At 64.9% G+C, this 25,909-nt stretch carries 19 protein-coding genes; 7 read left to right on the top strand and 12 right to left on the bottom strand.

What is annotated here, in order from left to right; all coding sequences use genetic code 11:
• Positions 1-32 precede the first annotated feature (32 nt).
• From prpB to A39O_RS0114100, 3 genes are all read right to left on the bottom strand, one after another.
• Positions 33-917, bottom strand: a complete 885-nt coding sequence (gene prpB / locus A39O_RS0114110) for a methylisocitrate lyase (protein ID WP_020505311.1) — start codon at positions 915-917, stop codon at positions 33-35.
• Positions 914-1,621, bottom strand: a complete 708-nt coding sequence (locus A39O_RS33510; protein WP_020505310.1) for a GntR family transcriptional regulator — start codon at positions 1,619-1,621, stop codon at positions 914-916. Before A39O_RS33510 ends, prpB begins: the two co-directional genes overlap by 4 nt.
• Before the next feature lie 386 nt (positions 1,622-2,007).
• The gene (locus tag A39O_RS0114100) at positions 2,008-3,900 is read right to left on the bottom strand and encodes a propionyl-CoA synthetase (RefSeq protein WP_020505309.1); all 1,893 of its coding nucleotides are present in this window, start codon (positions 3,898-3,900) and stop codon (positions 2,008-2,010) included.
• 527 nt (positions 3,901-4,427) lie between these two features.
• Between A39O_RS0114100 and A39O_RS0114095 the strand changes: the two genes are divergently transcribed.
• The 4 genes from A39O_RS0114095 to A39O_RS0114080 all read left to right on the top strand — a co-directional run bounded on the left by A39O_RS0114095 (position 4,428) and on the right by A39O_RS0114080 (position 10,618).
• The gene (locus A39O_RS0114095; protein WP_020505308.1) at positions 4,428-6,863 is read left to right on the top strand and encodes a bifunctional diguanylate cyclase/phosphodiesterase; all 2,436 of its coding nucleotides are present in this window, start codon (positions 4,428-4,430) and stop codon (positions 6,861-6,863) included.
• Positions 6,864-7,185: 322 nt separating this feature from the next.
• Positions 7,186-7,857 (top strand): LutC/YkgG family protein, encoded by a 672-nt coding sequence (locus A39O_RS0114090; RefSeq protein WP_026199403.1) that lies wholly within the window; start codon positions 7,186-7,188, stop codon positions 7,855-7,857.
• A gap of 221 nt (positions 7,858-8,078) precedes the next feature.
• Positions 8,079-9,584 carry an L-serine ammonia-lyase gene (locus tag A39O_RS0114085; RefSeq protein WP_020505306.1) on the top strand — a complete coding sequence of 502 codons (1,506 nt, stop codon included), beginning with the start codon at positions 8,079-8,081 and terminating at the stop codon, positions 9,582-9,584.
• Between the two features lie 47 nt (positions 9,585-9,631).
• Positions 9,632-10,618: a hypothetical protein gene (locus A39O_RS0114080; RefSeq protein ID WP_020505305.1), complete on the top strand. Its 987-nt coding sequence runs from the start codon at positions 9,632-9,634 to the stop codon at positions 10,616-10,618.
• A 184-nt stretch (positions 10,619-10,802) separates the two neighbouring features.
• On the opposite strand, the gene A39O_RS0114075 is transcribed toward A39O_RS0114080, so the two are convergent.
• Positions 10,803-10,994: a hypothetical protein gene (locus A39O_RS0114075; protein WP_020505304.1), complete on the bottom strand. Its 192-nt coding sequence runs from the start codon at positions 10,992-10,994 to the stop codon at positions 10,803-10,805.
• 69 nt (positions 10,995-11,063) lie between these two features.
• Positions 11,064-11,306 (bottom strand): hypothetical protein, encoded by a 243-nt coding sequence (locus A39O_RS0114070; protein ID WP_020505303.1) that lies wholly within the window; start codon positions 11,304-11,306, stop codon positions 11,064-11,066.
• Positions 11,307-11,749: 443 nt separating this feature from the next.
• Here A39O_RS0114070 and A39O_RS36625 point away from each other — a divergent pair, with 443 nt between their 5' ends.
• The 3 genes from A39O_RS36625 to A39O_RS0114055 all read left to right on the top strand — a co-directional run bounded on the left by A39O_RS36625 (position 11,750) and on the right by A39O_RS0114055 (position 15,312).
• A complete protein-coding gene (locus tag A39O_RS36625) occupies positions 11,750-14,530 on the top strand; it encodes an ATP-binding protein (protein ID WP_169338447.1) in 2,781 nt (926 codons plus the stop codon).
• Between the two features lie 105 nt (positions 14,531-14,635).
• Positions 14,636-14,884: a FitA-like ribbon-helix-helix domain-containing protein gene (locus A39O_RS0114060; RefSeq protein WP_020505301.1), complete on the top strand. Its 249-nt coding sequence runs from the start codon at positions 14,636-14,638 to the stop codon at positions 14,882-14,884.
• Positions 14,881-15,312 (top strand): type II toxin-antitoxin system VapC family toxin, encoded by a 432-nt coding sequence (locus A39O_RS0114055; RefSeq protein WP_020505300.1) that lies wholly within the window; start codon positions 14,881-14,883, stop codon positions 15,310-15,312. Before A39O_RS0114060 ends, A39O_RS0114055 begins: the two co-directional genes overlap by 4 nt.
• A 138-nt stretch (positions 15,313-15,450) precedes the next feature.
• On the opposite strand, the gene A39O_RS0114050 is transcribed toward A39O_RS0114055, so the two are convergent.
• From A39O_RS0114050 to A39O_RS0114020, 7 genes are all read right to left on the bottom strand, one after another.
• Complete coding sequence (locus tag A39O_RS0114050) at positions 15,451-17,829, bottom strand: arylsulfatase (protein ID WP_211211586.1); 2,379 nt, start codon at positions 17,827-17,829, stop codon at positions 15,451-15,453.
• A gap of 92 nt (positions 17,830-17,921) precedes the next feature.
• The gene (locus A39O_RS33500) at positions 17,922-20,195 is read right to left on the bottom strand and encodes a putative bifunctional diguanylate cyclase/phosphodiesterase (protein WP_020505298.1); all 2,274 of its coding nucleotides are present in this window, start codon (positions 20,193-20,195) and stop codon (positions 17,922-17,924) included.
• Between the two features lie 247 nt (positions 20,196-20,442).
• Positions 20,443-21,939: an arylsulfatase B gene (locus A39O_RS0114040; RefSeq protein WP_020505297.1), complete on the bottom strand. Its 1,497-nt coding sequence runs from the start codon at positions 21,937-21,939 to the stop codon at positions 20,443-20,445.
• A gap of 92 nt (positions 21,940-22,031) precedes the next feature.
• Positions 22,032-22,292: a hypothetical protein gene (locus tag A39O_RS33495; protein ID WP_169338446.1), complete on the bottom strand. Its 261-nt coding sequence runs from the start codon at positions 22,290-22,292 to the stop codon at positions 22,032-22,034.
• A gap of 74 nt (positions 22,293-22,366) precedes the next feature.
• Positions 22,367-23,341 (bottom strand): SphA family protein, encoded by a 975-nt coding sequence (locus A39O_RS0114030; RefSeq protein WP_245561899.1) that lies wholly within the window; start codon positions 23,339-23,341, stop codon positions 22,367-22,369.
• A 21-nt stretch (positions 23,342-23,362) separates the two neighbouring features.
• On the bottom strand, positions 23,363-24,919 hold the full coding sequence (locus A39O_RS0114025; protein WP_020505294.1) for an arylsulfatase: 1,557 nt from the start codon (positions 24,917-24,919) through the stop codon (positions 23,363-23,365).
• A 23-nt stretch (positions 24,920-24,942) separates the two neighbouring features.
• On the bottom strand, positions 24,943-25,830 hold the full coding sequence (locus A39O_RS0114020) for a hypothetical protein (protein ID WP_157640091.1): 888 nt from the start codon (positions 25,828-25,830) through the stop codon (positions 24,943-24,945).
• Positions 25,831-25,909: the final 79 nt, after the last annotated feature.

Below are 25,909 nucleotides of genomic sequence, written 5' to 3'. Positions count from 1 at the left end.
CAACAGTGCGTTCACCGGCGCACCGGAGTTGTCTAATCCTTGTCCGTCGCGAACAGCGCGTCGAGCTTCTGCTCGAAGCTGTGATAATTGAGATAGTCATAGAGTTCCATGCGGGTCTGCATGGTCTCCACCACCTTGGCCTGGGTGCCGTCCCGGCGGATCGCCTGGTAGACGTTGAGCGCGGCCTTGTTCATGGCGCGGAAGGCGGAGAGCGGATAGAGGACCAGCGAGCATCCGGCCTCGCCCAACTCCTGGGTGGTGAACAACGGGGTGGCGCCGAACTCGGTGATGTTGGCGAGCACCGGCACGCCGACGGCGGCGACGAAGCGGCGGTACTGCTCCAGTTCCACGATGGCCTCGGGGAAGATCATGTCGGCGCCGGCCTCGACGCAGGCGATGCCGCGCTCGATGGCGGATTCCATGCCCTCGACAGCCAGGGCGTCGGTGCGCGCCATGATGACCAGGTCATCGGTGCGGGCGTCGACGGCGGCCTTGATGCGGTCGACCATTTCCTCCTTGGAGACGATGGCCTTGTTCGGGCGGTGTCCGCAGCGCTTGGCCGCGACCTGATCCTCGATATGGATGCCGGCGGCCCCGGCGCGCGCCATCTCACGCACGGTGCGGGCGATGTTGAAGGCGCCGCCCCAGCCGGTGTCCGCATCCACCAGCAGCGGGAGTTGCGTGGCGAAGGTGATGCGGCGCACGTCTTCCAGCACGTCGTTGAGGCTGGTGATCCCCAAATCCGGCACCCCGAAGGAACCCGCTGCGACCCCGCCGCCGGAGAGATAGACGGCACGATAGCCGGTACGCTCCACCATCATGGCGTGGTAGGCGTTGATGGCGCCGACGACTTGGAGTGGGTGCTCGTCTTTGATGGCCTGGCGCAGACGGGCGCCGGGGGTGTTCGCTTGGGTCATGGGTCGGTCCGTTGTTGGGTGGTGGTCTCGGTGGCAAGACGGCGCTCGACGTTGCGCCGCGAGGCGCGGATGTGTCGGCGCATCATGAGTTCGGCCAGTTCGCCGTCCCGCTCGGCGATGGCATCGACGATCAGTTCATGCTCCTTCAAGGCATCGCGCGCCCGGTTGCTGACCATCCCGAACTTGCAGCGGTACATGCGCGCCAGGTGGTAGAGGTCGTCGCACAGGATGCCGATCAGGCGCTGGTTGCCGCTGCCCTGAACGATGCGGTAGTGGAAATCCATGTCCCCTTCCTTCTGGAAATACGCCTGCCAGTATTCACGGGCGATCTCTCCGCGGTGCTGTTCCAGCAAGGCTTTGAGGTCGGCGATGGCAGCCGCCGACATCCGTTCCGCGGCGAGGCGGGCGGCCAGACCTTCCAGCGCCTCGCGGATCACGTAGATTTCCAGCAACTGTTCGCTGGACAGCGTAATGACCCGCGCGCCCAGGTTCGGGCGCCGCTCCACCAGATTGGCGGACTCCAGTCGCCGCATCGCTTCGCGCAGCGGTCCGCGGCTGATCCCGTAGCGCGCGGCCATCTCCGGTTCACTGATTTTGCTGCCGGGGGGGATATTCCCCTCGACGATCGCCTGACGGAGTTGCCCAAAGACGCGGTCGGCGATGGTGGACGCTTCGTCGGGTTGAACGTCCACGTGAGCTTCCATTGAAAGTGTCGACACTTTATCGTAATTCAGCGTAAAGATAGCTGAAACATCCGGGTTGTCAAGCGTCTTTGTCGACAATACAGAGCATTGATGCCGACGACTCATCGGTAAAGCTCAAAGTCTCCCGTGGGAGCGGCCTCGGGCCGCGATGGGGCCGCGCGGGATCTCGACCAGTGGTGTTCAGCACGGCACCGCATCGCGGCCGGAGGCCGCTCCCACGGGGGTGGTCGTCGTGTGACGTTCGCGGTCACTTGCCGAGCGGATGCGATTGGCGACCGGAAGCCCGTCGCGATGTGCAACGCGATGGGTTGGTGCGCGAGGCGGGGCCGTTGAGGCGGCTCACCGGCGGGCACATCCCGCCGGTGAGTGGTTCCAGGCGGGACGGATCAGCCGTGCTTGGCGTAGCCGATGGCCGCGAGTGCGGCCTCGATCTCGTCCAGAATGGCCGGATCATCGATGGTGGCCGGCGCCTTGTACTCCTTGCCGTCGGCGATGCTCTTCATGGTGCCGCGCAGGGTCTTGCCGGAGCGGGTCTTGGGCAGGCGCGGCACGATGACCACGGTCTTGAAGGCGGCCACCGGACCGATCTCGTCACGGACCTTGGTCACCAGTTCCTTCTGGATGATCGCGTGATCCCGCGTCACCCCGGACTTGAGCACCACCAGACCGAGCGGCAACTCGCCCTTGAGTTGGTCCGCGGCACCGATCACCGCGCACTCGGCGACATCCTGATGACCGGCCAGGACGGCTTCCATGCCGCCGGTGGACAGGCGGTGGCCGGCGACATTGATGATATCGTCGATGCGGCTCATCACGAAGATGTAGCCGTCCTCGTCGATATAGCCCGCGTCACCGGACAGGTAGTAGCCCGGCTGGATGGCGAGGTAGGACTGGAAGTAGCGCTCCTCGTTGCCCCACAGGGTGGGTAGACAGGCCGGCGGCAGCGGCAGCTTGATCATGATCCGGCCGATGTCACCGGGCTTGACCGATTCTCCGTTCTCGTCCAGTACCTCGACGGCATAGCCGGGAACGGCCCGGGTGGGCGAGCCCGGCTTCACCGGCAGTTGCTCGATCCCCATGCAGTTGGCGGCGATGGCCCAACCGGTCTCGGTCTGCCACCAGTGGTCGATCACCGGAACCTTCAGGATGCGCTCGGCCCAGCCCAGGGTGTCGGGATCGCAACGCTCGCCGGCCAGGAACAACGTGCGCAGGCTGCTGATGTCGTATTTCTTGACGTATTCCGCGTTGGGGTCGTCGCGCTTGATGGCGCGAAACGCGGTCGGGGCGGTGAAGAGCACCGAAACCTTGTGCTCTTCGACCACGCGCCAGAAGGCGCCGGCGTCCGGGGTGCCGACCGGTTTGCCCTCGTAGACGATGGTGGTGCAGCCCATCAACAGAGGCGCATAGACGATGTAGGAGTGGCCCACGACCCAGCCCACGTCGGAGGCCGCCCAGTAGACTTCACCGGGTTTCACGCCGTAGACGTTGCCCATGCTCCAGGCCAGCGCCACCGCATGTCCGCCGTTGTCGCGCACCACACCCTTGGGCACCCCGGTCGTTCCTGAGGTATAGAGGATGTAGAGCGGGTCGGTTGCCGCCACCGGGACGCAGTCGGCGGGTTGCGCCGCCGCCACCGCCTCGGCCCAGCCGACGTCGCGGCCTTCGATCAGGGCGCCGGGTCCTTGCGGGCGCTGGTAGATGATGCAGTGATCGGGCTTATGGCTCGCCAGGTTGATCGCTTCGTCGAGCAGCGGCTTGTACTGGATGACGCGGGTGGTTTCGATGCCGCAGGAGCCGGCCACCATCACCTTCGGCTTGGCGTCGTTGATGCGGGTGGCCAGTTCCAGGGAGGAGAAACCGCCGAACACCACGGAGTGGATGGCGCCGATGCGGGCGCAGCCGAGCATGGCGATCACGGCCTCGGGAACCATCGGCATGTAGATGATGACCCGGTCACCCTTGGTGACCCCGAGGTCACGCAGCGCCCCGGCGAAGTGGGACACCCGGTCCTGCAGTTGACGGTAGGTGATGATTTCCTTGGAGTTGGTCACCGGGCTGTCGTGGATGATCGCCGGCTGGTCGCCGCGGGCCGCCACGTGGCGGTCGACGGCGTTGTAGCAGGTGTTGAGTTCCGCCCCGCTGAACCAGCGGTAGAAGGGCGGGCGGGAGTCGTCGAGCACGCGGTCCCAGGGCCGGACCCAGTCGATCAGGCCGGCGGCTTCCGCCCAGAAGCCGTTGGGGTCTTTGATGGAGCGGTCATAGATAGCTTGGTAACCCATCGTTTTTTCCTCCGGTGGTCAGAACATGGCCTCGGCACGGTGCGAGGCGTCTTCGTTTTGGGCGTCGCAACCCTAGCTGCTTCCGGGGGCGCTTGCAATGGTTCCGTCATCCACGGCGTCACCTGAATCCACTACTCGCGCGAGCCATTCCGGGCTATCCTGAACACCTTCGTCGGTGCCGCATGGAGGCGTCGGGGAAATTGGGCTGCCCGCTGGTCGTCGCGGCCACTCTCCCGGGTCCGCGGACGGCACACTGCCGGTCCGCGGCGGCAGCCGACACCCGCGGTCCGCGGCGGGTGGCTTGCCGCGTTCGACGACTTCGACAATGGTCGGACCTTCGGGTCCGCCGGGACATCGCTCAACACGTCATGTCTAGACCCGACCACGAACGACATCCGAGCAGCGATGCGCTGCGCAACCATGCGTATTCCCCGTCCAGAGTGGTGAAGTGTTGGCGGCGGTTCGCGCCGCCAGTCGCCACCTGCTGCTAGCTGACCGCAATCGTGGGAAGCCCGCGCTGGGACAGAGTGAGGTCGGGGTTCCTGAGCCTGCGCTGGCAGGCGTTGATCGCACTGTCGCTGATCCTCTTGCTGGTCAATGGCGCGCTCGCGCTCATGGCCTACCACCAATCGCTCGCTCAGTTCGAACTCCAGCAATCGGGGGTGCGGGCGAATCAGGTTCGCCAATTGCGCGGGTTGTTGGAGAACAACTACGAGGAGATGACCCGGCTGGTGAGCGTGGTGCGGACCCTAGGTCAGAATGCGCCGGCCGATACGTCGGACGGCCGGGACTTCGGTGCCCGCCTGGCGCGCGGACTCGAGAGCGAAGGGGCCTTGCTGGGCCTGGAATGGGATATTCGTTTGGTGCTCTGGATCAACCCGGTCGGCGTGCCCGTGCTGGTCTGGCCGGCGGATGTCCAGACACCGGACGCCGCGCTGTTTGCCGGACTGCGCGGTGCGGACGAGGGCGTCGCCCGTCTGTTCACGTGTCGGCCCGAGTGCCTCCAGTTCCTGGCCGCGCCGATTCTCTGGGAGGGCGAGACCGGGGGGACACTGGTCCTTGGACGCTCACTGGCCGACGCCTTGCTTGCCTTCAATGCCCTGACCGGGGCCGAGGTGGCCATTTTCATCGACGCGGCAACGGACTCCGCGGACATGAGTACCGCGGTCCGCTATCCGGCGATGACCCACCCCAGCCGCACCGAACCGATCATTCACGCCATCGCCGCCGACCTCGTCAGCGCACAGGGCGGTAGCGCGGGTGGGGGCCAGCCCGTGCTCGGTGCGCTGGGCGGCCAATGGTTCGAGGTGTTCCGTGTCGATGCCTTGGCCCCCGGCATCAGCGCCCTCCTAGTGAACGATGTGACGGCCGAACGTCAGGCGATTCAGGCGGCGACCCGCATCAGTATCCTGCTCGGTTTGGGTGGGCTGATCTTGTCCGGCTCGCTGCTCTTCTGGGTCGCGCAGTCCTCGGTGGGGCGGCTGCAGCGGATCGCGGTCGCCTTGCCGCTCCTGGCCGATAATCGCTATCGGGAGTTGCGGGCACGTTTGCCCCCGGTCGGCGGCAGGCTGGTCCCGAAGGACGAACTGGATCAACTCAGCGAGACCGCCCAGGCGCTGACCGATCGGATGGAACTGCTGCAACGCGATCGGGAAGAGGCGGAAGCGCGGTTGGTGTGGTTGGCCGACCACGATCCCTTGACGCGCTTATTCAACCGGCGGCGTTTCAACGATGACTTCGGCCGTGTACTGGATGCGGCAATGCGCTTCGGTCACCGCGGTGCCCTGCTGTTTCTCGATCTGGACCAGTTCAAGGATGTGAATGATCTGAGCGGGCACCAGGTCGGCGATCTGATGTTGCAGCGCGTCGGCGACCAATTGGGCAAATTGGCGCATCCGAGCGACATCCTGGCCCGCCTGGGCGGGGACGAGTTTGCCTTGGTGCTTCCGGAATGCAATGAGGACGCCGCCCTGGAGTGCGCCGAACGCATCCAGGCCGCGGTGCGCTCCATCATTGTGCGTGAGCATGTCCGTGTCCACCGGGTCACCGCCAGTATCGGGATTGCCCTGTTCCCCGATCAGGGCCAGGAGGCGCACGAACTCCTGGCGAATGCGGATCTCGCGATGTTTCAGGCGAAGGAGAAGGGGCGCGGACGCTGGCATCTGTTCTCCGCCGACGACCGCGCGCGCGAGCAGGCGGATGCCCGCGTGACCTGGCGGGACAAGATCGCCGAGGGTCTGCGCGAGGACCGCTTCGAGTTGCATTTCCAGCCGATCGTGGATATCGCGAGCGGGGTCGTGCAACACTGGGAAGCCCTGCTGCGGCTGCGCGACCCGCGCGGCGAGTTGGTTTATCCGGATCGCTTCATCCCGATCGCGGAGAAAACCGGTCAGATTCGGGCCATCGATCATTGGGTGCTGGCGCAGGCCGTCACGCTGCTCGGCCTGGACCCGCGCCTGCGGCTGGCGATCAATCTGTCCGGGAGCGCCATGGACGACGATTCGCTGCTGCCTGATGTCGAGCGCTTGCTTGCGGGGCACCGGGTGCTGCCGACGCGCCTGGCCTTCGAGGTGACTGAAACCGCCGCGGTGGGGAGTATCGCCAGGGCGACCGAGCTGATGCAGGGCATCCGGCAACTCGGTTGCCGTTTCGCTCTGGATGATTTCGGTACCGGTTACGCCTCCTACGCCTATTTGCGCAAGCTCCCGGTCGACGACGTCAAGATCGACGGCGCCTTTGTCCGTGACCTCGCAACCAACCGGGAGGACCGGATCTTCGTCAAGGCGATCACCGACATGGCTCACGGCATGGGAAAACGGGTGATTGCGGAATATGTGGAGAACGCCGAGATCTACGCCGTCCTGAGCGAGCTTGGGGTCGACTGTGCGCAGGGCTATTATCTCGGCCGTCCGGCGCCCCATGCCGAATCCGTGGAAGTGCCGCGTCCGCTGGCGTTGGCTTAGGAACCGTTCAATAATAAGTTAAACAAGTCTATTAGGGGATTTCTTTGGCGTCTCGGTCGTTGTCGTAATCGAGTTTAGGATACCCGCGACGATGCCCTCGCACCGCGTCGTTTCGCTCTCCGAGCTTTGACAGCAGCGCAACGGTTCGTTAGTCCTGGACGCGACGAGCGAAGCATTGCAGAGACTTGGTGGCTTTGTACGTCCAAGGTGTGTCGCCAATCGAAACCCGATCGGCATCGGGCCGCTCATGTCCGATTTGAATCGCTCCGATTACGACAACGACAACGACAACGACAACGCGCTTATCCGGAGGATGGTGATCATGACCGATGCAAAGGCAGGAATTCTCACGCGCCTGCGCGCGGCTGTGCCGCCCGCGGTCAGTTCGGCAGCCGCGTTCGCGGTCCGCCGTTTCGATTGGGACTCGGAAGAACGGCTGGCACGTTTCCAGGAGCGGCTGGAGGCGGTCCACGGCCAAGTGCAGCGGGTCGGCGCGGATTGGCCGCTGGTTCTGCACGACCTGCTGCGTCGGCGCGGGGTGACGGATCTGCTGTGCGGCGCCGGCGGGCCCGTCGTGGCCGAGCTGCAAGGTGCCTGGCCCGTGCCGGCCGCCATCCGGCTGCAACCCTACCAGGAGCCGATCGAGCGCTGGCGGGGTGAACTGTTCGATCAGGTCCAGGCGGGCTTCACCGGATGCCGCGGCGCGATTGCCGAGACCGGAACCCTGGTGCTGTGGCCGGATATCCATGAGCCCCGGCTGCTTTCACTGGTGCCGCCGATCCATGTCGTCTTGCTGGATGCCGGTGCCATCTTCACCACCTTCGCTGAATTGCTGCACGTCCAAGGCTGGGCGCCGGGGCTGCCGACCAACGCCCTGCTGATTACCGGCCCGTCCAAATCCGCCGATATCGAGCAGACCCTCACCTATGGTGTGCATGGACCCAAGGAGTTGATCGTGCTGGTGCGCGACGCGGGGCAGGTGCTGGACCGTTGATCGATCCGACACCGGAGACTTGCTGTGTCGAGGAATTGGTCGATCCGGCGGCCATTCCCCGGCGCAATCAGGCCAAGGCGCCACCAGGTTTCCCCCGGCGTAGTTGTTGATTTGTGACCGCTTGCTCGGCGGGTTGCGGTGAGGCCCAACTAGACTATTGAGGGTCTTCCCATACGGCGCACAGTTTTGCGCCCCTGAGCCCTATTGACCGGAGCAATCAAATGGACCGTCGCGAATTTCTCAAGCTGTCCGCCATCGCGCCTGTGGTCGGTAGTGCGCTGCTGCTCCCGCGAGTCGTTGGCGCGCGGGGCATCCCCGCCGAGTCCATGGGTGGGCGACCCATGGGCCTCTGCTACCAGGGACCACCGACCGGCAGCATCGCCAGCACCCTTAAGGATCTGTTCAAGATCGGACCCGGACCCTCCAGTTCCCATACGGTAGCGCCGATTCGAATTGCCAGTAACTTCCGGGCCACAGTGGCCGCGCTGCCCGTGGACCAATTGGCCCAAGCCGAGCGGATCGAGGTGACGCTGTTTGGCAGCCTCAGCGCCACCGGCAAGGGGCACCGGACCGATCGTGCCTTACTGGCCGGGCTGCTCGGACAGCAGCCGGAGACCTGCGACACCGCATTGATGGATGCCCTGCAGGACACCACGCAGGTGCGCACGACGCAGATCGGGGGCAAGCAGTTCCGGCTGTCCGGGGACACGATCGTCTGGGACCGGGGGGACCACGCCTTTCCTTATGCCAACACCCTCATAATGCGTCTACTGGCCGGCGACGGTACCAGTATCTTCGCGCGCGAATATTATTCCACCGGCGGCGGCTTCTACACCTGGAAGGGTGAGCCCCCGCCCGATCGCGGCCAGCCGGTGCATCGCTTCGGCAGCATGACTGAATTGAAGCAAGCGGCTGCCGCCAGCGGCCTGCCGCTGCACCAAATCATGCTGGACAACGAAATGGCGATCATGGGCGTCAGTGAGCAGGCGGTCAATGACCACCTCGACCTGGTCATCGACACCATGGATCGGGGTGTCACGCTCGGATTGACCGAGGAGGGGCTGCTGCCGGGGCCTTTTGCGTTTTATCGCAAGGCCAAGCGAATCAATGAAAAAGCCGTCGCGGATGGCGGCGATGGCTTCATGGGCGAATTGAGCAGCTTTGCCCTGGCGGTCGCGGAAGGCAATGCCGCGGGGCGCCTGGCAGTGACCGCGCCTACCTTGGGCTCGGCCGGGACCATGCCGGCGGTGCTTTATACGCTGAACCATCGACTGCAAATCCCCCGCGCGGCAGTGCGTCAGGGGCTGATGGCGGCCGGGGCCGTGGGTCTGATATGCAAGACGAACGCCAGCGTGGCCGGGGCCGAGATGGGGTGTCAGGCTGAGATCGGCGTGGCCTCATCCATGGCCGCCGCCCTGCTTGCCTATGCCACAGGCGCGCCCCTGGATGTCACCGAGAACGCCGCCACCATCGCTTTGGAGCATCACCTGGGCATGACCTGCGATCCAGTAGGGGGATTCGTCCTGATTCCCTGCATTGAGCGCAACGCCTTTGGTGCCGTCAAGGCGTATAACGCCTGGCTGATTGCCAAGAATGAAATCGCCTCCCAGCACTGGGAAGACCTCGATCGGGTCATTGCGGCGATGGCCGACGCCGGCCGCGCTATGCCGGCGCGGCTCAGGGAAATGGGTACCGGTGGTCTGGGCGTCACGATGGTGGAATGCTGAGCGGCACGTTCCAGCAAAGACCCTAATCTATCACAGCCGAGGCTGATATGTTAGACCGTTTATATTTCGCGAACACCAAAGCACAGATCTATTACGAAGATGCGAATTTCAACATCTGGAAATTCGCGGCGGAGGCGACCGCCGACAAGCGGCAGAAGCGGCCTATCATCTTGAATTACTCGATAATGACAAGAGCCTACGGGACTTGTTTCAACAAGGAGAATTTCATCGAGTTCTTCAACCGGCAGGGTTTCGATGTGTTCCTGATGGACTGGGGCAAGGAATCGCTATTCACGCTCAGCGGCTGGACCTTGAACGACCTAGCCGATGCCTTTGATGAGAAGGCTGTGACGCCGCTGCTGAACGACTACGATGTCGATAACCTCAACGTGTTCGCCATTTGTATCGGTGGTTTGATCACCTCGCATCTCATCAATCGTGAGCTGAAGAAGAACAAGGACTACGGCAAACGCTTTCACAAGATTTCCTATTACGGATCGCCGATCATGGGCGCCCGTGATCTGGGCATGGCCAGAAGCTTCCTGCAATTCTATCAAGCCGTGAAGCCTTATCGTCCGGCATTGGAGAATACCGGTATCTCTTTGTCTGCCATGAATATGGTTATCATGCAAAGCACCGGCATCTCGATGATCGAGTGGTTCTGGCAGCGCTTCTGGGAAGCCGGGCCCGAAACTTTTACGAAGGCGCTCACGTTAACCTATGATGACCGGTTGGTGCCGTTCGCCGCCTTCATGGACATTCTGGAGGAGGGGTTCGCGCAAAAGGCCGACGCAACAGAAGAAGCATTTCATTTCGACGGTGACGTGACCAACATCCATTTCTTCAATCTGGTGGGCGAACATGATTTCCTGGTCATGCCCTCGGCATCGATCGTGGAATGGGGCTCCTCGGTTCCCAAACAGTTCGCATCGTTTGACCAGGTCATTTTCCCCGGTGGACATTTCATCTTTGCGCGGCCGGGGTTCCGGGAGGTCAAAGAACGACTGGCGGCCTGGTTTGCGGAGGATCAGTAATTTCGGTGCCCCAGGTGATCACCGGATGCAGGGTGGAGGGTTTTCAGCCCGCCGCTACGCTCAGGCAATGTCCGGTGCTCATCGGTGCGGATTTAGCACGCGCGCGCTGCTGTACCTGCATTGAGAGACTGGCCCATCAACATCGGCCACGTGCGCGAGATGGTCGGCACTCGTCATCGCGTCTTCACTCAGGCGCTGTCGGCGCGTCCTCGATCAGCTTGGTCAACACGCCGGCGCGCCCGCGCGCGCCGGTCACCGTGACCAGTCGGTCCAAACGCTGGACCACGTGTTTCGGGAGCCAGGCTTGCACCAGTTGTAATCCGGTACGCTCGCGCCAAGCCTGGTTGGCCCGCAGTTGCGCCTCTTTCGTGGTCACGATGGGCGAGTCTCCAAGGGTCCAGGCGATTGCCGGAAAATCATGCGATAGGATCGGACGGAAATCGCCTTAGGCCGCCGCCGCGAAACGCCGGGCCGGCGTCTGTTCCCTGGTCGGCGCCCGCAGTTCCGCGATCATCGTGATGACCAACTGCCGGGCCTTGGCTTGCAGCAGCAAGCGGGTCTCGCGGGCCTGCGGACTCTCGTTGATGTCTTCGTTACCCTGCTCCGCGTCGATGATGCGGAGCAGCGCCAGCGCCTCTGCAATCATGGCGGTGCGTGCGCGTTCAGTGTTGTCAGTCGGGTCGTTCATCGGATGCTCTGGCAGGTGCCATAACTATGCATTCAATCTTAACGCGGCCCTGTGTTGGGGTTGTGATGGCCGTCACATCCCTGCATCCTGTTTCTCGGGTTGGTCGGTATTCCGACCCATGACCGGCCCGCTGGGTACCGGATCTTCCGGCAATCGCCTTATCGCAAGCCGTCATGTCATACTGCGACTTGGCGCGGCCGACCGGCTGGTGGCGTACGTCGCCGGCCTTGAGGAGATTTCATAAGGTGTCGTGGCGACTCATCGCGGCGGTCTTTCTGCTCTGGGTCCTCGGCCCGTGCTGCCCTTTGGTCGTGATCGGGGGTGCCGCCGGGGCCGCGTCCGCCGCTGGTTCAGGCATCGGCTCAGAGACCGGGCCCGGCACCCGCGCCGCGGCGACTGAACCTGGCGCGCCTGCCGCGGTCCCGCAGCCTGCTCCACACATTGTGATTCTGAACGCATATCACCCCGGGGACGCCTGGGCAGACGACGAGCTGACCGGCCTGCTGGCGGGGTTGAAGACCGCCTATCCGGACCAGGTGCCGGCAGTCGAGTATCTCGACGCCAAGCGCTTCCCCGGGCCCGAGCATCTCGCCTTCCTGAAGGACACGCTGGTGCGCAAGTACCGGGGTCAGTCGGTGGACTTGCTGATTGCGCTGGATAATCCGGCACTCGACCTGCTGCGCGCCTACCCCGCGGAACTCTTTCCCGTGGTTCCGGTGGTCTTCGCCGGGATCAACGGATTTCGCTCCGAGATGCTGGAAGACAGGCCCGGCATCACCGGGGTGGCGGAGATCCAGGACATCGCCGGGACGCTGGACCTGGCGCTGCGCCTGCATCCCGGGGCCCGCCGGGTGCTGGTGGTGCACGACTACACCGCCTCCGGGCTGGCGCTGCGGCAGGACATGGACCACATCCTGCCCGATCTGCGTCATCGCCTCGAGATCGATTTCTCCCCCGATGTCCCCTTACCGGAGTTGGAACGACAACTCGACGCCCTGCCGCCCGACACTCTGGTGCTGATCCTCACCTATGTGACCGACGCGGCCGGCCACGTCTTTCCCCGGGCGCAGAGCACCCGGCGCATCGCCGACGCCAGTCCGGCACCGGTCTATGCGATGCACGGGACCCGTCTTGGCCAGGGCATCGTCGGCGGCCTGCTGCTCGATGGCCGCGAGCACGGCGGGCAGGCGGCGGCCCTGGCCTTGGGGGTCCTGGCCGGGGAGGACCCGGCCCGGATCCCGGTGGAGCAAAGCACGGCCCGCCCGGCGCTGGACGACATCCAACTGCGTCGCTTTGGGGTGGACCCCGGCACCTTGCCCCCCGACAGCCGGGTCATCAATCGCCCGGAAACACTCTACAGTCTCCACCGTCCGTTGGTGCATGGCGTGCTGGCCGCCCTCGCGCTCTTGTTGGCCATGGTGGTGGTGCTGACGATTGCCGTATTGCGCGCCCGGCGCGCCGAGGCGGCACTGCGCGAGAGCGAGATGCGTCTTCGCCTGGCGCTGGAGCGGCTCGATCTGGCCAAAGAGCGCCTGGAGGCGGCCCTGGCGAGCATGAATGATGCCGTGGTCATCGCCGATGCCGAGGGGCGGTTCATCGACCTCAACGACGCCTTCGCCACCTTTCATAAGTTCGCGGATAAGACGGAGTGCTTCCACACCCTGACCGAGTCTGCCGAGATCCTGGAGGTCTTCATGGACAATGGCGAGCGCGCGCCTTTGACGTGCTGGCCGGTCTCCAGGGCACTGCGGGGCGAGACGGCCAGCAATGTCGAGTATGCGCTGCGGCGCACCGACACGGGGGCGGCCTGGGTGGGCAGCTACAGCTTCGCGCCCATCCTGGACAACGACGGCCGCATCGTCGGCGCGGTGGTGACGGGGCGCGACATCACCGAGCGCAAGCGGACCGAGGATGAGCTGAACCGCTACCGCGATCATTTGGAGCAACTCGTCGATGAGCGCACCGGGCAGCTCGTGCAGGCGCGCGAGCAGGCGGAGGCCGCCAACCGCTCCAAGAGCGCCTTCCTGGCCAACATGAGCCACGAGATTCGCACGCCGATGAACGCCATCATCGGACTGACCCACCTGATGCGCCAGGACCGGACGACCACAATCCAGGCCGAGCGTCTCGCCAAGGTCGATACAGCCGCACATCACCTGCTTGCCCTTCTCAACGACATCCTCGACCTCTCCAAGATCGAAGCCGGCAAGATCGCGCTGGCGCAGACCGACTTCGCCTTGGATGAGCTGCTCGATCATGTGCGTTCCATCGTTTCGGCCGCGGCCGATGCCAAGGGAATCGTGCTGACCGTGGACCGCGGGGGTGTCCCCCAGTGGCTGCGCGGGGACGCCACCCGGCTGCGCCAGGCCTTACTCAACCTCGCGGGCAACGCGGTCAAGTTTACCGAGCGCGGCGCGATCGCCCTGCGTTGCGGGTTGCTGGCCGAAGATGCGCAGGGGCTCCTCGTGCGCTTCGAGGTTCAGGACACGGGGATCGGCATCGCCCCGGACGCCTTGGCCCGACTCTTCGGCGCCTTCGAGCAGGCCGATGACTCCACCGCCCGGCGCTTCGGCGGGACCGGGCTGGGGCTTGCTCTGACCGCCAGGTTAGCCCGGCTGATGGGCGGGGAGACGGGCGCGGAAAGCGAACCCGGGCGCGGCAGTCTGTTCTGGTTCACGGCGCGCCTCGGCCGCGGTGTGCGGCCCCTACCCGCTGGTGGCGACACGCGGCGGGAGCAGGATGTGGAGGCGACCCTGCGTCGACTGCACGGCGGCAAGCGGCTGCTGCTTGCCGAGGACGAGCCAATCAACCGCGAGGTTGCCCTGGAGTTGCTGCACGATGTCGGACTTTGCGCGGACACCGCGCGCGACGGACGCGAGGCGGTCGAGAAAGCGCGCGTGGGGGACTATGCGCTGATCCTGATGGACATGCAGATGCCGCATCTGGACGGGCTGCAGGCGACGCGGGAAATCCGGACCCTGCCGCACTGGGCGCGGCGGCCGATCCTGGCCATGACCGCCAACGCCTTCGCCGAGGACCGCAACCGGTGTCTGACGGCGGGCATGAACGGCTTTATCGCCAAGCCGGTCGACCCCGCGATCCTCTATGCCACGCTGTTGACCTGGCTCTCGGAGGCGAGCGCGGCGGCCAGCCCGGACGAGCCGCCGGCGGCCGAGACGGAAATGGGGAAATGCAGCAGGTCGCCGGACAGCAGCGACCGCTGACCTCAGGGACGCTTCGGTGCCGCCCGGCGGATCATCGTCGACAACTTGCCTGGGCATCCAGTCGCTGCTATCGTGATAGCATCTGTCACTTTGAGGAGATCATCCATGGCCCAAGTGCTGGTTCGCAATCTCGACCACGACGTGAAGGAACGGTTGCAACAGCGCGCCCGTCAGCATGGCCACAGCATGGAGGAGGAGATCCGCACGATCCTGCGGCAGTCTTTGGCCGACCAGGGGGCACCCACCTCCGGGCTGGGTTCGCGCATTGCCGCTCGCTTTATCGGCCAGGGCTTGCTCGATGATCTGCCCGAACTGCGCGGACAGGCGCCGCGACCGGCCACGTTTGAGCCGTGATCATCCTCGACACCAATGTGCTGTCCGCCCTGATGCGCGATGCGCCGGACGCCGGTGTCGTGGCCTGGCTGGACGGGCAAGCGGCAACCTCGATCTGGACTACCAGCATCACCGTCTTGGAGATTCGGTTCGGTCTCGTCCTGTTGCCGGACGGTCGACGTCGGCGGCAACTCGAACAAGCGTTCGAGGGACTCTTGGTCGAGGACCTGGATGGTCGCATCCTGAGTTTCGATGCAGTCGCGGCCGGCGAGGCCGCAACGCTTGCCGCATCCAGACAGCGGGCGGGGATCATCGTTGACATCCGAGACACCCAGATCGCCGGTATTGCGCTGGCCCGCCGGGCGTCCATCGCCACGCGCAATCTACGGCATTTCAGCGGACTGACAGTGCCCGTGGTCAGTCCGTGGGGCGAAGAATCACAACAATAACGAGATCTTATTGGGCCTGGAGGATATGCAGATGCCGCATTTGGATGGGTTGGAGGCGACTCGGGAGAACCGTGGCCTGCCGAACTGGGCGAATGGAGCAGGTCGCTGCACAGCAGCGACCGAACGGACGCTGATCCGTTATTTCAGAACGACCTTGACCGAGTCGATGGTTCCGTCGAAGGTGAAGGGTCGCCGATCGAAGTAGTCGAGCGACACCGGTGAGCCCAGGTCGGTGCCTACATCGAGCGTTTCGCTCGCCGTGAAGGCGGCCGGCACGGTGCGTTTGACCGTCGTGCGGGCGACCTCCTGACCGTCGACGCTGAGCACCACCTCCGCCGGGGCGCCGGGCTTGGCAATCGTCGTGTCCACTTCGATCCGGTGTGGTCCGGCCGGCAGCTTCTCTTGTGATCGTACCGTATAGCGCTCGATGATCATCATGTTGTACTCGTAGACGAGGACGCCCCGGTCCAGGTACAGGGCCAGGCCCCCGGAGGCGCCGCCCAAGGCGTAGAGCACACCGGATGCGTCCGGTCCAAGGCTGGCGTCGATGCTGACATGATTGCTCTCGCGACCGAGGCCCGGCGCCGTGAATTCCGGCATGCGGGTCGTGGTCGAGTCGAATTGCCAGCGCGTATAGGGTGTCTTGATGCGGTCCTCGGGGTGGAGGCGCAGCCAGATCCCAGCACCGATGGGGAAGACCTGGTTCTCTTGTGCTTGTTCGAGGAACAGCGTCTTCATCGCTTCAAGCCGCTGGGGTTCCTGCGCGGCCAGGTTCGCGGCCTGTGAGAAATCGGTCTTGAGGTTGTAAAGCTCCCAGGGGTCCTGATTCGCGTCCCAGGTCGCGAGCCCGGGACTGACGGTGAGCCAGGGTGTCAGCGGGCCGAAGGTGCAGGCGTACCAGCCGTCCTGATAGAGGCCGCGGCTGCCGTTATTGTCGAAATACTGGGTGAGCTTGCGGCCGGGCGCCTTGGCGTCCGCGAAGGTGTAGGCCATGCTGGTGCCGTCGATCGGGTCTTGCGCGAAGCCGTCCACCACTCGCGGCGGCTGGATATGCAGGATGTCATAGATGGTCGGCGCGATGTCGTTGACGTGATGGAATTGGGGACGCGGCGTCCGATCGGGCTGGATGCGCGCCGGCCAGGAGACGGCCAGCGGATTGCGCGTCCCACCGAAGTGCGAGGCGATCAGCTTGGTGTGCTGAAACGGCGTGTCGCCCGCCCAGGCCCAGCCGGCGTGATAGATGTTGTCCACCTTGGGGCCGCCGAGTGCGTCCAGGCCGCCGAGCTGATCCAGCGCCGCGCGTTGCTGCGCCATGGTGTTGGGGATCTGGTTCTGCGCCAGCAGTTCGCTGATGCTCCCCTGCTGGCCCTCGGCGCTCGATCCGTTGTCGCCGAAGACGTAGAAAACGATGGTATTGTCGCGCACACCCAGGCGCTCAAGTTCGTCGATGACCTTGCCGGCCTGGGTGTCGACATGCTCCACAAACCCGGCGAAGACCTCCATCAGCCGTCGCTGGAATGGCCGCTCGGACTCAGGGATGCTCTCCCAGGCCGGCATACTCTCTGCCCGCGGGGTGAGTTGCGTCGCCGCGGGAATCCAACCGAGCGCCTGCTGTTGCGCGAAGGTCCGCTCGCGCAGTTGATCCCAGCCGTGGTCGAATTGACCTTGATATTTGTCCGCCCACTCCTTGAAGATGTGGTGCGGGCCGTGTCCCGCGCCCGGAGCCCAATACACGAAGAACGGCTTGTCGGGGGCAAAGGCGCGGTGCTTGCGCAGCCAGGTGATCGTCTGGCCCGCCAGGTCCTCGCTCAGGTGGTAACGCGCATCGTGGGGCGGTTCAATCGGATTGAAGTTCTCGACCAGACGCGGCTCCCATTGGGACGTCTCGCCGGCCAGAAAACCATAGAAATAGTCGAAACCGATGCCCTCGCCGGTCGGCCAGAGGGTGAATGGACCCATGGCCGTGGTCTGGGTGGCGGGCGTATTGTGCCATTTGCCGAAGGCGGCGGTCGCATAGCCATAGTCCCCCAACACCTTCGCGAGTGTGGCCGAGGTTCGGGGAATCTCGCCGGTGTAACCGTCCCAGTCGACCGCCCGCTCGGCGATGGTGCCGGACCCCACCCGCTGGTGGTTGCGCCCGGTCAGTAGCGCCGCCCGCGTCGGCGAGCAGATCGCGGTGGTGTGAAAGGCGTTGTAACTGATGCCGGCGTTGGCGATACGCGAGAGGGTCGGCGTATGGATGGGGCCGCCGTAGGTGTCCGCCAGGCCAAAGCCCACGTCATCGAGCAGGATGATGAGGATGTTGGGCGCATCGGCGGGCAGGTGGTTGGGTGCCGCCCGGCGGATCATCGTCGACTCCTGCAGGGTCTGGCCGGCGATGCTGGCCGAGGGGGGCGGCGGGAAGGGCAGCACCGAGCCGTCGTCGGGTACGGGCGCAGGGTCGGCCGCGATGCTGACCCCGGTGTGAGTGCCTAAGACCAAAGTGATCATCAGGGCTGGGAAGAAACGTCGTTGCATCGATGGATTCTCCTGGCGATTTCGAGGAATGGAGGAATGGAGGAATGGAGGAATGGAGGAATGGAGGAATGGAGGAATGACTGATCGTGTCATCAGGGGCCATTTCGGCTGGCACCCCGAGCACAGATCTCAAACTCTGCTGCCGGGAGCGGCCGGCTGAACAGGTAACCCTGGCCGATGCCGCACCCCTCGGCCTTGAGAAAGTCCGCCTGGGCTGGCGTCTCGACCCCCTCGGCCACGATGCGCAACCCCAGTGTCTGGCCTAGGGCAATCACCGCGCGGACAATGGCACGGCCGCCCGGGTCCGCCGGTAGCCCGGCGACGAGTGCGCGGTCAATTTTGATCTCGCGTATCGCCAACCGGTTGAGGGCGGCCAAGGACGCGTAGCCGGTGCCGAAGTCGTCGATGCCGACCGCGACCCCCAAGGCCTCCAGGCGTCGGATATTCTCGGCCGCCACGTCGGGGTTGGCCATGATCCAAGTCTCGGTGATCTCCACCGCCAGGTCGCCGGGGTCTATACCCACCTCGCCGCAGATGCCCGCAATCGTCGCGGCCAGGTTCGGGTTTTGGGTGTCGCGCCCGGACAGGTTGATCCAAATCGCCGAATCAGTCAGTAGATCCTGATCTTGCCAGACCTTGATCTGGGCGGCGGCGGTGCGCACCACCCAGGCGCTGATCGGGACGATCAGCCCGGTGGACTCCGCCAAGGGGATGAAGCGTCCCGGTTCGACCAACCCAAGCGTTGGGTGCTGCCAACGGATCAGGGCCTCGCAGCCGACGAGGCGGCTGGTCGCGAGCTCGATCTGGGACTGGTAGTGGAGCACGAACTCCGCACGGGCCAGCGCCTGGCGCAGGTCGGACTCCAACGCGACCTGCGCCAGGGCTTGCGCCGTCATATCCTCGGTGTAGAAGCGAAAGGTGTTACGGCCCTGCGCCTTGGCACAATACATGGCCGAATCGGCGTTGCGGACCAGGGTCTCCAGTTCAGTGCCATCATCGGGGTAAAGGCTGAGGCCGATACTGGCGGTCACATAGAGCAGCCGATCGGCGACCTCGAAGGGCTCATCAAAGGCCGCAATCAGCTTATGCGCAATCAGTCCGGCGTCGCTGCCCTGCGTCAAGGCCCCCAAGATCACGGTGAACTCATCGCCCCCCATGCGGGCGACGGTATCGCCCTCCCGCACCAGGGTGCGCATGCGGCGGGCGGCCTGCTGCAAGATCAGGTCTCCGGTCGCGTGTCCCAGACTATCGTTGATCGACTTGAAATGGTCCAGGTCGAGGAAGAGCAGCGCGACCTTGCGGCGCTCGCGGTGCGAGTGACGCATCGCTTGGCGTAGGCGGTCGGCGAATAAGATGCGGTTGGGCAGATCAGTCAGTGGGTCGTGCTCGGCGAGATGCGCCAGTTGCAGTTCACGCGCTTGGAGCCGGGCAGTCAGGTCCAGGTGCTCTGTGATGTCGCGCGAGGACTCGATCACGCCCAGAATCTCGCCCGTGTGGCTGAGCAGTCGCGAGCCGATGACCTCGATCCAATGGGTCCGTCCGTCCGCCCACAGGTCGCGATGGACCACCTTCACCGGTAGCCCGCCGGCCAGCACTTGCGGCACCGGGCAGGGATGCTCCGCACTGTCGCAGGGGGCGTCGCGGCCGTTAAGGGCACTGTAGCAGGGCAGCCCGCAGCGGCCCTCGACCGGCACGTTCGCCGCCTGCCGTGCCGCCTGATTCATCAGCAGGAGCCGACAATCGGTGCCGATGACGACGATGGGATCGCTGACCCCGTCGACGACCGACTGGAGGAAATGCCGCTCAGCGAGGAGCGCGGCGCGCGCCTGCGTGATCTCGGTGATGTCCGAGAGGATCACCCGGCAGGTGGGCGGAGTCGCCTCGGCCGGGCGCGGGGTCTCGCGACGGATGGTCAGGCGCAGGTCGCGCCGGGTTGCCGGCGGACGGCCCAAACCGACCTCGTGGGACTCCTCCTCGCCGGTCGACAGCACCCGCCCGAGGCTGCTGAGCAGGACGCGGCCGTCCCCGGGGGCCAGCCGTGTTCCCAAGAACAGGCCCTCCCCTCGCGCCCGCTCGATCCCCAACAACTGGGCCGCGGTCAGGTTCAGTTGGGTGATCCGCCCCTCGCCGGTGAGGCTGGCATAGGCCACCGGCGCATGGTCGTACAGGTCCACGTAGCGGTCGCGGGATTCCTCCAGCGCCTGCTGCGCCTGGCGCAATTCCCGGTTCTGAAGTTCCAGTTCAATCTGATGGACTTCCAAGTCATGAGCCACGCCCGCGGGGTCGGCCGCGTTGGGTGCTTCGCGACGTAGCGCGGCGAGCAGTTCAGCCAGGATGCGATCGGTCTGGTCGCGCAGAGAGGGCATGGTGGGTCCCAGGTGGGATGACATGAGTATTGACACGGGTGCGAGTGCTCACCAAAGCTCCGGAAGGCCACAATAGCGGACACTTGGGAGGCCGCGATTCAGCGGTTTTCAGGGTTCGCCACCAGTACCACTCTTTGGTCTATCCCCCACCCAGCATCCCGCTGCGCTGCTTGGATGTGCCCAGGGTCCGCGCCGAGACCCGGCCGGCGCCAACGCATCGGGAATCGGGTAGAGGACGTGATCACGGCTAGGGCAGCACCGCCTTCAGTTGCGGCATCCCGCCGTCGTCGATGTCGAAGTCCGGGTCGAACAGGGTCTGCCCCTGGGCGCCGAGGTAGTCCGGCTGCGCCTTCATCCACTCGCTCATCTTCTGCTGCTTGGCGTAGGCGATCAGGCGGTCCTCCAGGTCACGGACGACCTCCGGGTGCTGTTCGGCGAGGTTGTTCTTTTCGCTGGGGTCGGCGCTCAGGTCAAACAATTCGGTCTTGCCCGGCAGTAGCGCGACCTTGACCAGTTTCCATTTGCCCTTGATGACCGCGCCGCGGAAGGCCTCGACGTTGACCAGGATGTCGTCGTGCGGCGACGCCTGACCCGTCGCGACGGTCGTCCAGATGTCCTTGCCGTCGAGCGGCTTGTCGGCGGGGTTGGCGGGGGCGCCGGCCAGTGCCAGTGCGGTGGGCATGATGTCCACCATGTGCAGCGCGTCATCGACGACCCGCGGCTGGATCTTTGCCGGCCAGTTGAAGATGGTCGGGACGCGCACCCCGCCCTCATACAGGCTGCCCTTGCCGCCGCGCAGGTCGCCATTGCTGGCCGGCAGCACATCCTGGGTAACGCCGCTCGCGGCGCGCTCCTCCGGAGAGTGCGCCCCGCTGGCCACCACCGCGCTGCGGGGTCCGCCGTTGTCGCTGGAGAAGATGATCAGGGTGTTATCGCGCATGCCGCGGTCATCCAGTGCCTTGACGATCCGCCCGACCTGCGCGTCGAGCGAACTGATCATGGCGGCGTAAGTGCGGCGCGTCGGGTCCGCGATGCTGTCGGCATAGTGGTCCTCGGCGGCTTTGGGCGCCTGATAGGGCGCGTGCGGGGCGAGTGAGGCGAAGTAGAGGAAGAATGGCTGGTCCTTTGCCTGGTGTTCGATGATCTTGACCGCCTCGTTGCCGATCAGGTCCAGGTAATAGCCTTCCTCGTCGATGAAGGTGCCGTCGCGCTGCCAATCGATGATGCCGGAGCGCTTATGGGTGAAGTAATCGACCTCGCCGACGGTGTTGCCGTAGAAGTGATCGAACCCGCGGTTCTGCGGCCAGAATTTCCGGTCGGCATGGCCCAGGTGCCATTTGCCGACCATGTAGGTCGCGTACCCCGCGTCTTTCAACGCTTGCGGCAGGGTCCGCTCATCGGTGGGCAGGCCGTACTTGTGGTTGGGAAAGATCACCAGGGTCTGGAGGCCCTGGCGCATCGGATAGCGACCCGTCATCAGGGCCGCGCGGGCGGGGGTGCAGACCGGCATGCCGTGGAAGTTTTCCAGGCGCACCCCATCTTTGGCCAGCGCGTCGATGTTCGGTGTCTGGATGTCGCTGCCGCGATAGCCGAGGTCGGCGTTGCCCAGGTCGTCGGCCAGGATCATGACGATGTTGGGTTTACCGACGGTTGCGGGCGGAGTATCGGCTGCGGCCTGGGCGAGCGGCACGGCGATCAGGCCGAGCCAGACGAGGGCGCAAACGGCTAAGGCACGGGGTTTCATGGGCTGGTCCTGAAGTCGGCTGGGTGAGTTGATTCGGGTGGGCGGAGTCGCCGGGAGGCCCGGCGTTCGCGCCGTGGACCTTGCAAGCTGAATCACTTCGCGGTCTTCTTGGCCGCGCCTTTTTCAGTATCGGCCCCTGGTTTGAGCGTTCCCTTGTCCTCAATGCCGGTGGCGCGCTTGGCCGTGTCCTTCACCGCCTCGGCGGGCGAGCAGCGTCCGCCGACACCGACGGTGGCCTTGGCCGCGGCGCCCTTGGCCGCCTTCTGCGCGGTGCATTCCGGGTCGAGGACGCCGGCGCAGGCGGTACCGGCCGCGATCAACAAGGTCAAGCCGAGTAGGGTCGTGCGCTTCATCATGTGGTCTCCGTTTTCTCTCGTGGTGGTGGGTTAAGCGTCATTCGGTACTCGGGTCTGAGTCCACTGCCCTCTCAAAACTGGTAGACGACCTTCAGCCAGACGTAGTCGCCCTCCAGTCGGTTGTGCACCTCCAACTCAGGCAGCCAGCGTAGCTCCGCGACCAAGGTGTTCTTGCCGCGCGGCAGGAGATAGGTCAGCACCGGGCCGATGCCGGCGGTTCGGCCCTGGAAGTCGCCGAGGCGTGCGCCCCGCCCGCTGTCGGCGGTCACTTGATCCAGGTAAAAGGCTTCCGCGCCGATACCGAGGAAGCCCGGTCCGACCGGCAGCAATTGCTGGATGCTGCCGTCCAGGTGCAGGGTGGAGCCGCTGCGGTAGTCGGTGTCGGGGTTCTCGGTGTTGATGCCGATCCCCAGGTAGAGCGCGGCATTGAGCCCGCTCTTGTCGTTGTTGTAGGAGGCGCCCAGCGTCGGGTCGAAAGTCCAGTAGTTGAGGCCGGGGTTGGCCAACCGGCCCTGCTGGTAGTCGCCGGTGGGGGCGTAGACCGGGAGCAAAGCGCTCAGTTGCCAGAACCCCATCTTCCAGGCCAGCATGGCGGGAATCAGCGTCAGGTCACCGATCCCGGAGGCACTGTCGCGACGCCGAACGGTGCCGAACGGGGTTTCGAGGTCCGCGTCGACCCTGATCCAGACATAGGGTAGATAGGCGCCCAGGCTGTAATGGGCGCCCAGCGGGGTCTGCTCGAAGGTGTAAAGACCGCCGAGCAGGAGAGCGTCGCTGGTCGCCGCGAGGCCCGCGGTCAGGGTCCCGGCGATGGGGATCGTTTTAGACGTTGATGCCGTGCCTTCGTAATGCAGATAGATCGGCTCCACGACCCAGCCGGGCTTGGTCGGCGGCAGGTCGATCAGGGTTGCAGTGCCGCCCGGCAGAGCGTGTCCGGTCCCGCCCTCCGCGGCGAGCACCGCGTCCGGACATCCCAGGGCGATTGCCTGCACCAACATCAAGGGCGGCGCGGTGCGCCGGCAGAGCCACGATAACGGGTTCGCCATCTTGAGTCGCTCCGGCATGGCCTAATTCGCCTGCTGCATCTTGAGTAGTTGCGACTGGATGCCCTCGATCGTCTTGCCGAACTGCGCGGAGAGTCCGACCTGCCGGATGGGGAAGTCCCTGAAGCTCGCGAAGTGCTGTTCGACGACGCCGACCATGGGAGTCAACACCCAGGCTTTGTGCTCGGCGTACTGCCGATTCAGGTCGCCCCATTGGCGCTCGAACGGGTCCATCAGCAGGTTGTCAATGACCGGGCGCCCCAGGTTCTGAAGCGGGTCGTCCCAGTGACCACCCAGCTTGGCAGAGAAAGTGACTTTGAACTGGTTGTAGCGGATCGCGGTCAGGGTGCTCTCGTCGTAATAGAAGACGAAGTTCCGTGCAGATTTCTCGGTCTGGCCGCTGAAGAAGGCGGTTTGCTCGAAGCCGTCCAGATGCACTTTGTAGCTGCGGTCGCCGTAGGTCGTGCCGGCCTGGAGTTTGGTCACCACATCGGATTCGCCGGCGGCTGCCGCCAGCGTCGGCAGCAGGTCGGTCATGTCGACGATCTCGCCGCTCACCCGCCCGGCCGGAGCCCCCGGCCAGCGCATCAGGAAGGGCACGCGCACGCCGCCCTCCCAGGTGGTGCCCTTGTCGCCGCGGAAGGGCGAGGTGCCGCCCTCGGGCCACATATACTGGTAGGCGCCGTTGTCGCTGGTGTAGATGACGATGGTGTTCTTCGCGAGCCCGGTCGCGTCGAGTGCGGCGAGCAGCAGGCCCACATGTCCGTCGTGTTCTTTGAGTCCTTGACCGTAGATGTCCTCGCGGCCGGCGCGGGACTGGCCCTGGGACTCGGGCTTGAGGTGGATAAAGACGTGCTGACGGGTCGCGTTGTGCCACAGGAAGAAGGGCTTGCCGTCCTGGGCGCGGTGCTCCAGGAAGGCGACTGACTTGGCGGCCACTTCGTCGTCGAAGGTTTTCATGCGCTCGATGGTCAGCGGCCCTTCGTCCGCGGCCGGCCCGCCGGCGGTACAGGAGACGATGCCGCGCGGGTTGAACTTGGCCAGGAATTCGGGGTTGGTCGGCCGATCCGGGTCCTCCAGGTCCTCGTTGGCGTTCAGGTGATAGAGGTTGCCCCAGAACTCGTCGAAGCCATGCCGGCAGGGCAGGTGCTCGTCCAGGTCGCCCAGGTGGTTCTTGCCGAATTGGGCGGTAGCGTAGCCTTTGCTCTTGAGGATCTCGGCGAGCGTAATGTCCTCGGCCTTGAGCCCGGCGGGGGAGCCCGGGGTGCCGACCGTCGTCAGCCCGGTGCGCACCGGCAATTGGCCGGTGATGAAAGCCGCCCGCCCGGCGGTGCAACTCGGCTGGGCGTAGAAGGCGCCGAGCCGCAGCCCTTCGCGGCCGATGCGGTCGATGTTGGGTGTGGCCACCCCCATGATGTCGGCGCCATAGGACGAGACGTTCATCCAGCCGATGTCGTCGCCCATGATGACGAGGATGTTGGGCTTAGCCGGCGGCGGCGCCGGGGTTTGCGTCGCGGCAAGACCGGGAAAGTGGATCAGCAGCGCCGCGATGGCGAGCAGACCGGGCAGGGATCGCTTCATGGGCTGGACTCCGGATAGGATGATCAGATTGGAAACAGGAATTTGATGGTCAGGTTCACCGACCACTCGGGGGCCACCTCGGCATTCGCAAAGTTGTACTCGTAGCTGCCGCTGAACTGCACCGGCAACCTGTCAAACTTATGCAGCTTGGAGATCTTGATTCCCAGCGGAAGATTGGCCCAGGCGCCTTTGTTCCAGTCGTAGGTGATGTTCATCTCGGACGTGCCGATGGACCACTTGTGCGGGAGTGAATAGTTGAGGATCGGCTGCAGGATGCTGAGCTTCACCTCATCGCGCTGGTCATTGCCGGCAAAGGAGAACAGGTTCTGGTTGAACAGGCCCCACATGAGTGACGGCTGACGGGCGACGAAGCCAAGCGCCGGACCGGCCGCCCACTTCTCCGCACCCAGGGCGTCATCGGTGGCGGTGGGCAGCAGCAAAACCGGGCCGATGCCCCAGCGGCCCCAGGACTGATTGAACACGATCAGGTCGAACAGCACGGAGTCGCCAAGGCCGGTTTTGCCCGAGGGGCTGAGCGTCGCGTAAGGGATGGTTGCGCGGGCGATGTGGCTGACTGGCCCGGTCGTGAACGGCACCACCGGTCGCAGCAACACCGTGTTGCCACTCGCGTCGTGCAGGTGGTAGTAGTTGCCCGAGTAGATGTTCTGGAACTGCACCGCCATCAGCGAGGCGGTGGGGTCGTTGGCGGCCTGGTCCAGGGACTGGCCGCCGGGGACGGTGGCGGCGCCGTCCGCTCCCGCCGCGGTAGCCAGGATGAGAAAAACCAAGGCAGTGCGGGGCGGAATCGACGGATTGGACATGAGGATCAGGCTGCTCGGATTCACGTTCGAGTTGGGCTGGGTTTCGCAGTTGCAGTCTGTCATGCAAGCACAAGACTTATAGGCGTCCAACGCGATAACCGGATGTAGGGGCGGGTTTCAAACCCGCCCCTACGCCAACGCCATGTCCGTATTTCAGGTGCGAAGGCTA

The organism is Lamprocystis purpurea DSM 4197 (genome assembly GCF_000379525.1).
GTDB lineage: Bacteria > Pseudomonadota > Gammaproteobacteria > Chromatiales > Chromatiaceae > Thiodictyon > Thiodictyon purpureum.
The sequence above is the reverse complement of the archived record's forward strand: the minus strand, read 5'-3'. Positions and strand labels throughout refer to the sequence as shown.

Excerpts from the sequence above, each read along its gene's own strand:
- A39O_RS33500 (WP_020505298.1), bottom strand. The coding sequence starts at position 20,195 with ATGCCCTCTCTGCGCGACCAGACCGATCGCATCCTGGCTGAACTGCTC.
- A39O_RS0114040 (WP_020505297.1), bottom strand. The coding sequence starts at position 21,939 with ATGAAACCCCGTGCCTTAGCCGTTTGCGCCCTCGTCTGGCTCGGCCTG.
- A39O_RS0114050 (WP_211211586.1), bottom strand. The coding sequence starts at position 17,829 with ATGCAACGACGTTTCTTCCCAGCCCTGATGATCACTTTGGTCTTAGGC.
- A39O_RS0114060 (WP_020505301.1), top strand. The coding sequence starts at position 14,636 with ATGGCCCAAGTGCTGGTTCGCAATCTCGACCACGACGTGAAGGAACGG.
- A39O_RS0114090 (WP_026199403.1), top strand. The coding sequence starts at position 7,186 with ATGACCGATGCAAAGGCAGGAATTCTCACGCGCCTGCGCGCGGCTGTG.
- prpB (WP_020505311.1), bottom strand. The coding sequence starts at position 917 with ATGACCCAAGCGAACACCCCCGGCGCCCGTCTGCGCCAGGCCATCAAA.
- A39O_RS33510 (WP_020505310.1), bottom strand. The coding sequence starts at position 1,621 with ATGGAAGCTCACGTGGACGTTCAACCCGACGAAGCGTCCACCATCGCC.
- A39O_RS0114070 (WP_020505303.1), bottom strand. The coding sequence starts at position 11,306 with ATGAACGACCCGACTGACAACACTGAACGCGCACGCACCGCCATGATT.
- A39O_RS0114080 (WP_020505305.1), top strand. The coding sequence starts at position 9,632 with ATGTTAGACCGTTTATATTTCGCGAACACCAAAGCACAGATCTATTAC.
- A39O_RS0114030 (WP_245561899.1), bottom strand. The coding sequence starts at position 23,341 with ATGGCGAACCCGTTATCGTGGCTCTGCCGGCGCACCGCGCCGCCCTTG.
- A39O_RS0114085 (WP_020505306.1), top strand. The coding sequence starts at position 8,079 with ATGGACCGTCGCGAATTTCTCAAGCTGTCCGCCATCGCGCCTGTGGTC.
- A39O_RS33495 (WP_169338446.1), bottom strand. The coding sequence starts at position 22,292 with ATGAAGCGCACGACCCTACTCGGCTTGACCTTGTTGATCGCGGCCGGT.
- A39O_RS0114025 (WP_020505294.1), bottom strand. The coding sequence starts at position 24,919 with ATGAAGCGATCCCTGCCCGGTCTGCTCGCCATCGCGGCGCTGCTGATC.
- A39O_RS0114100 (WP_020505309.1), bottom strand. The coding sequence starts at position 3,900 with ATGGGTTACCAAGCTATCTATGACCGCTCCATCAAAGACCCCAACGGC.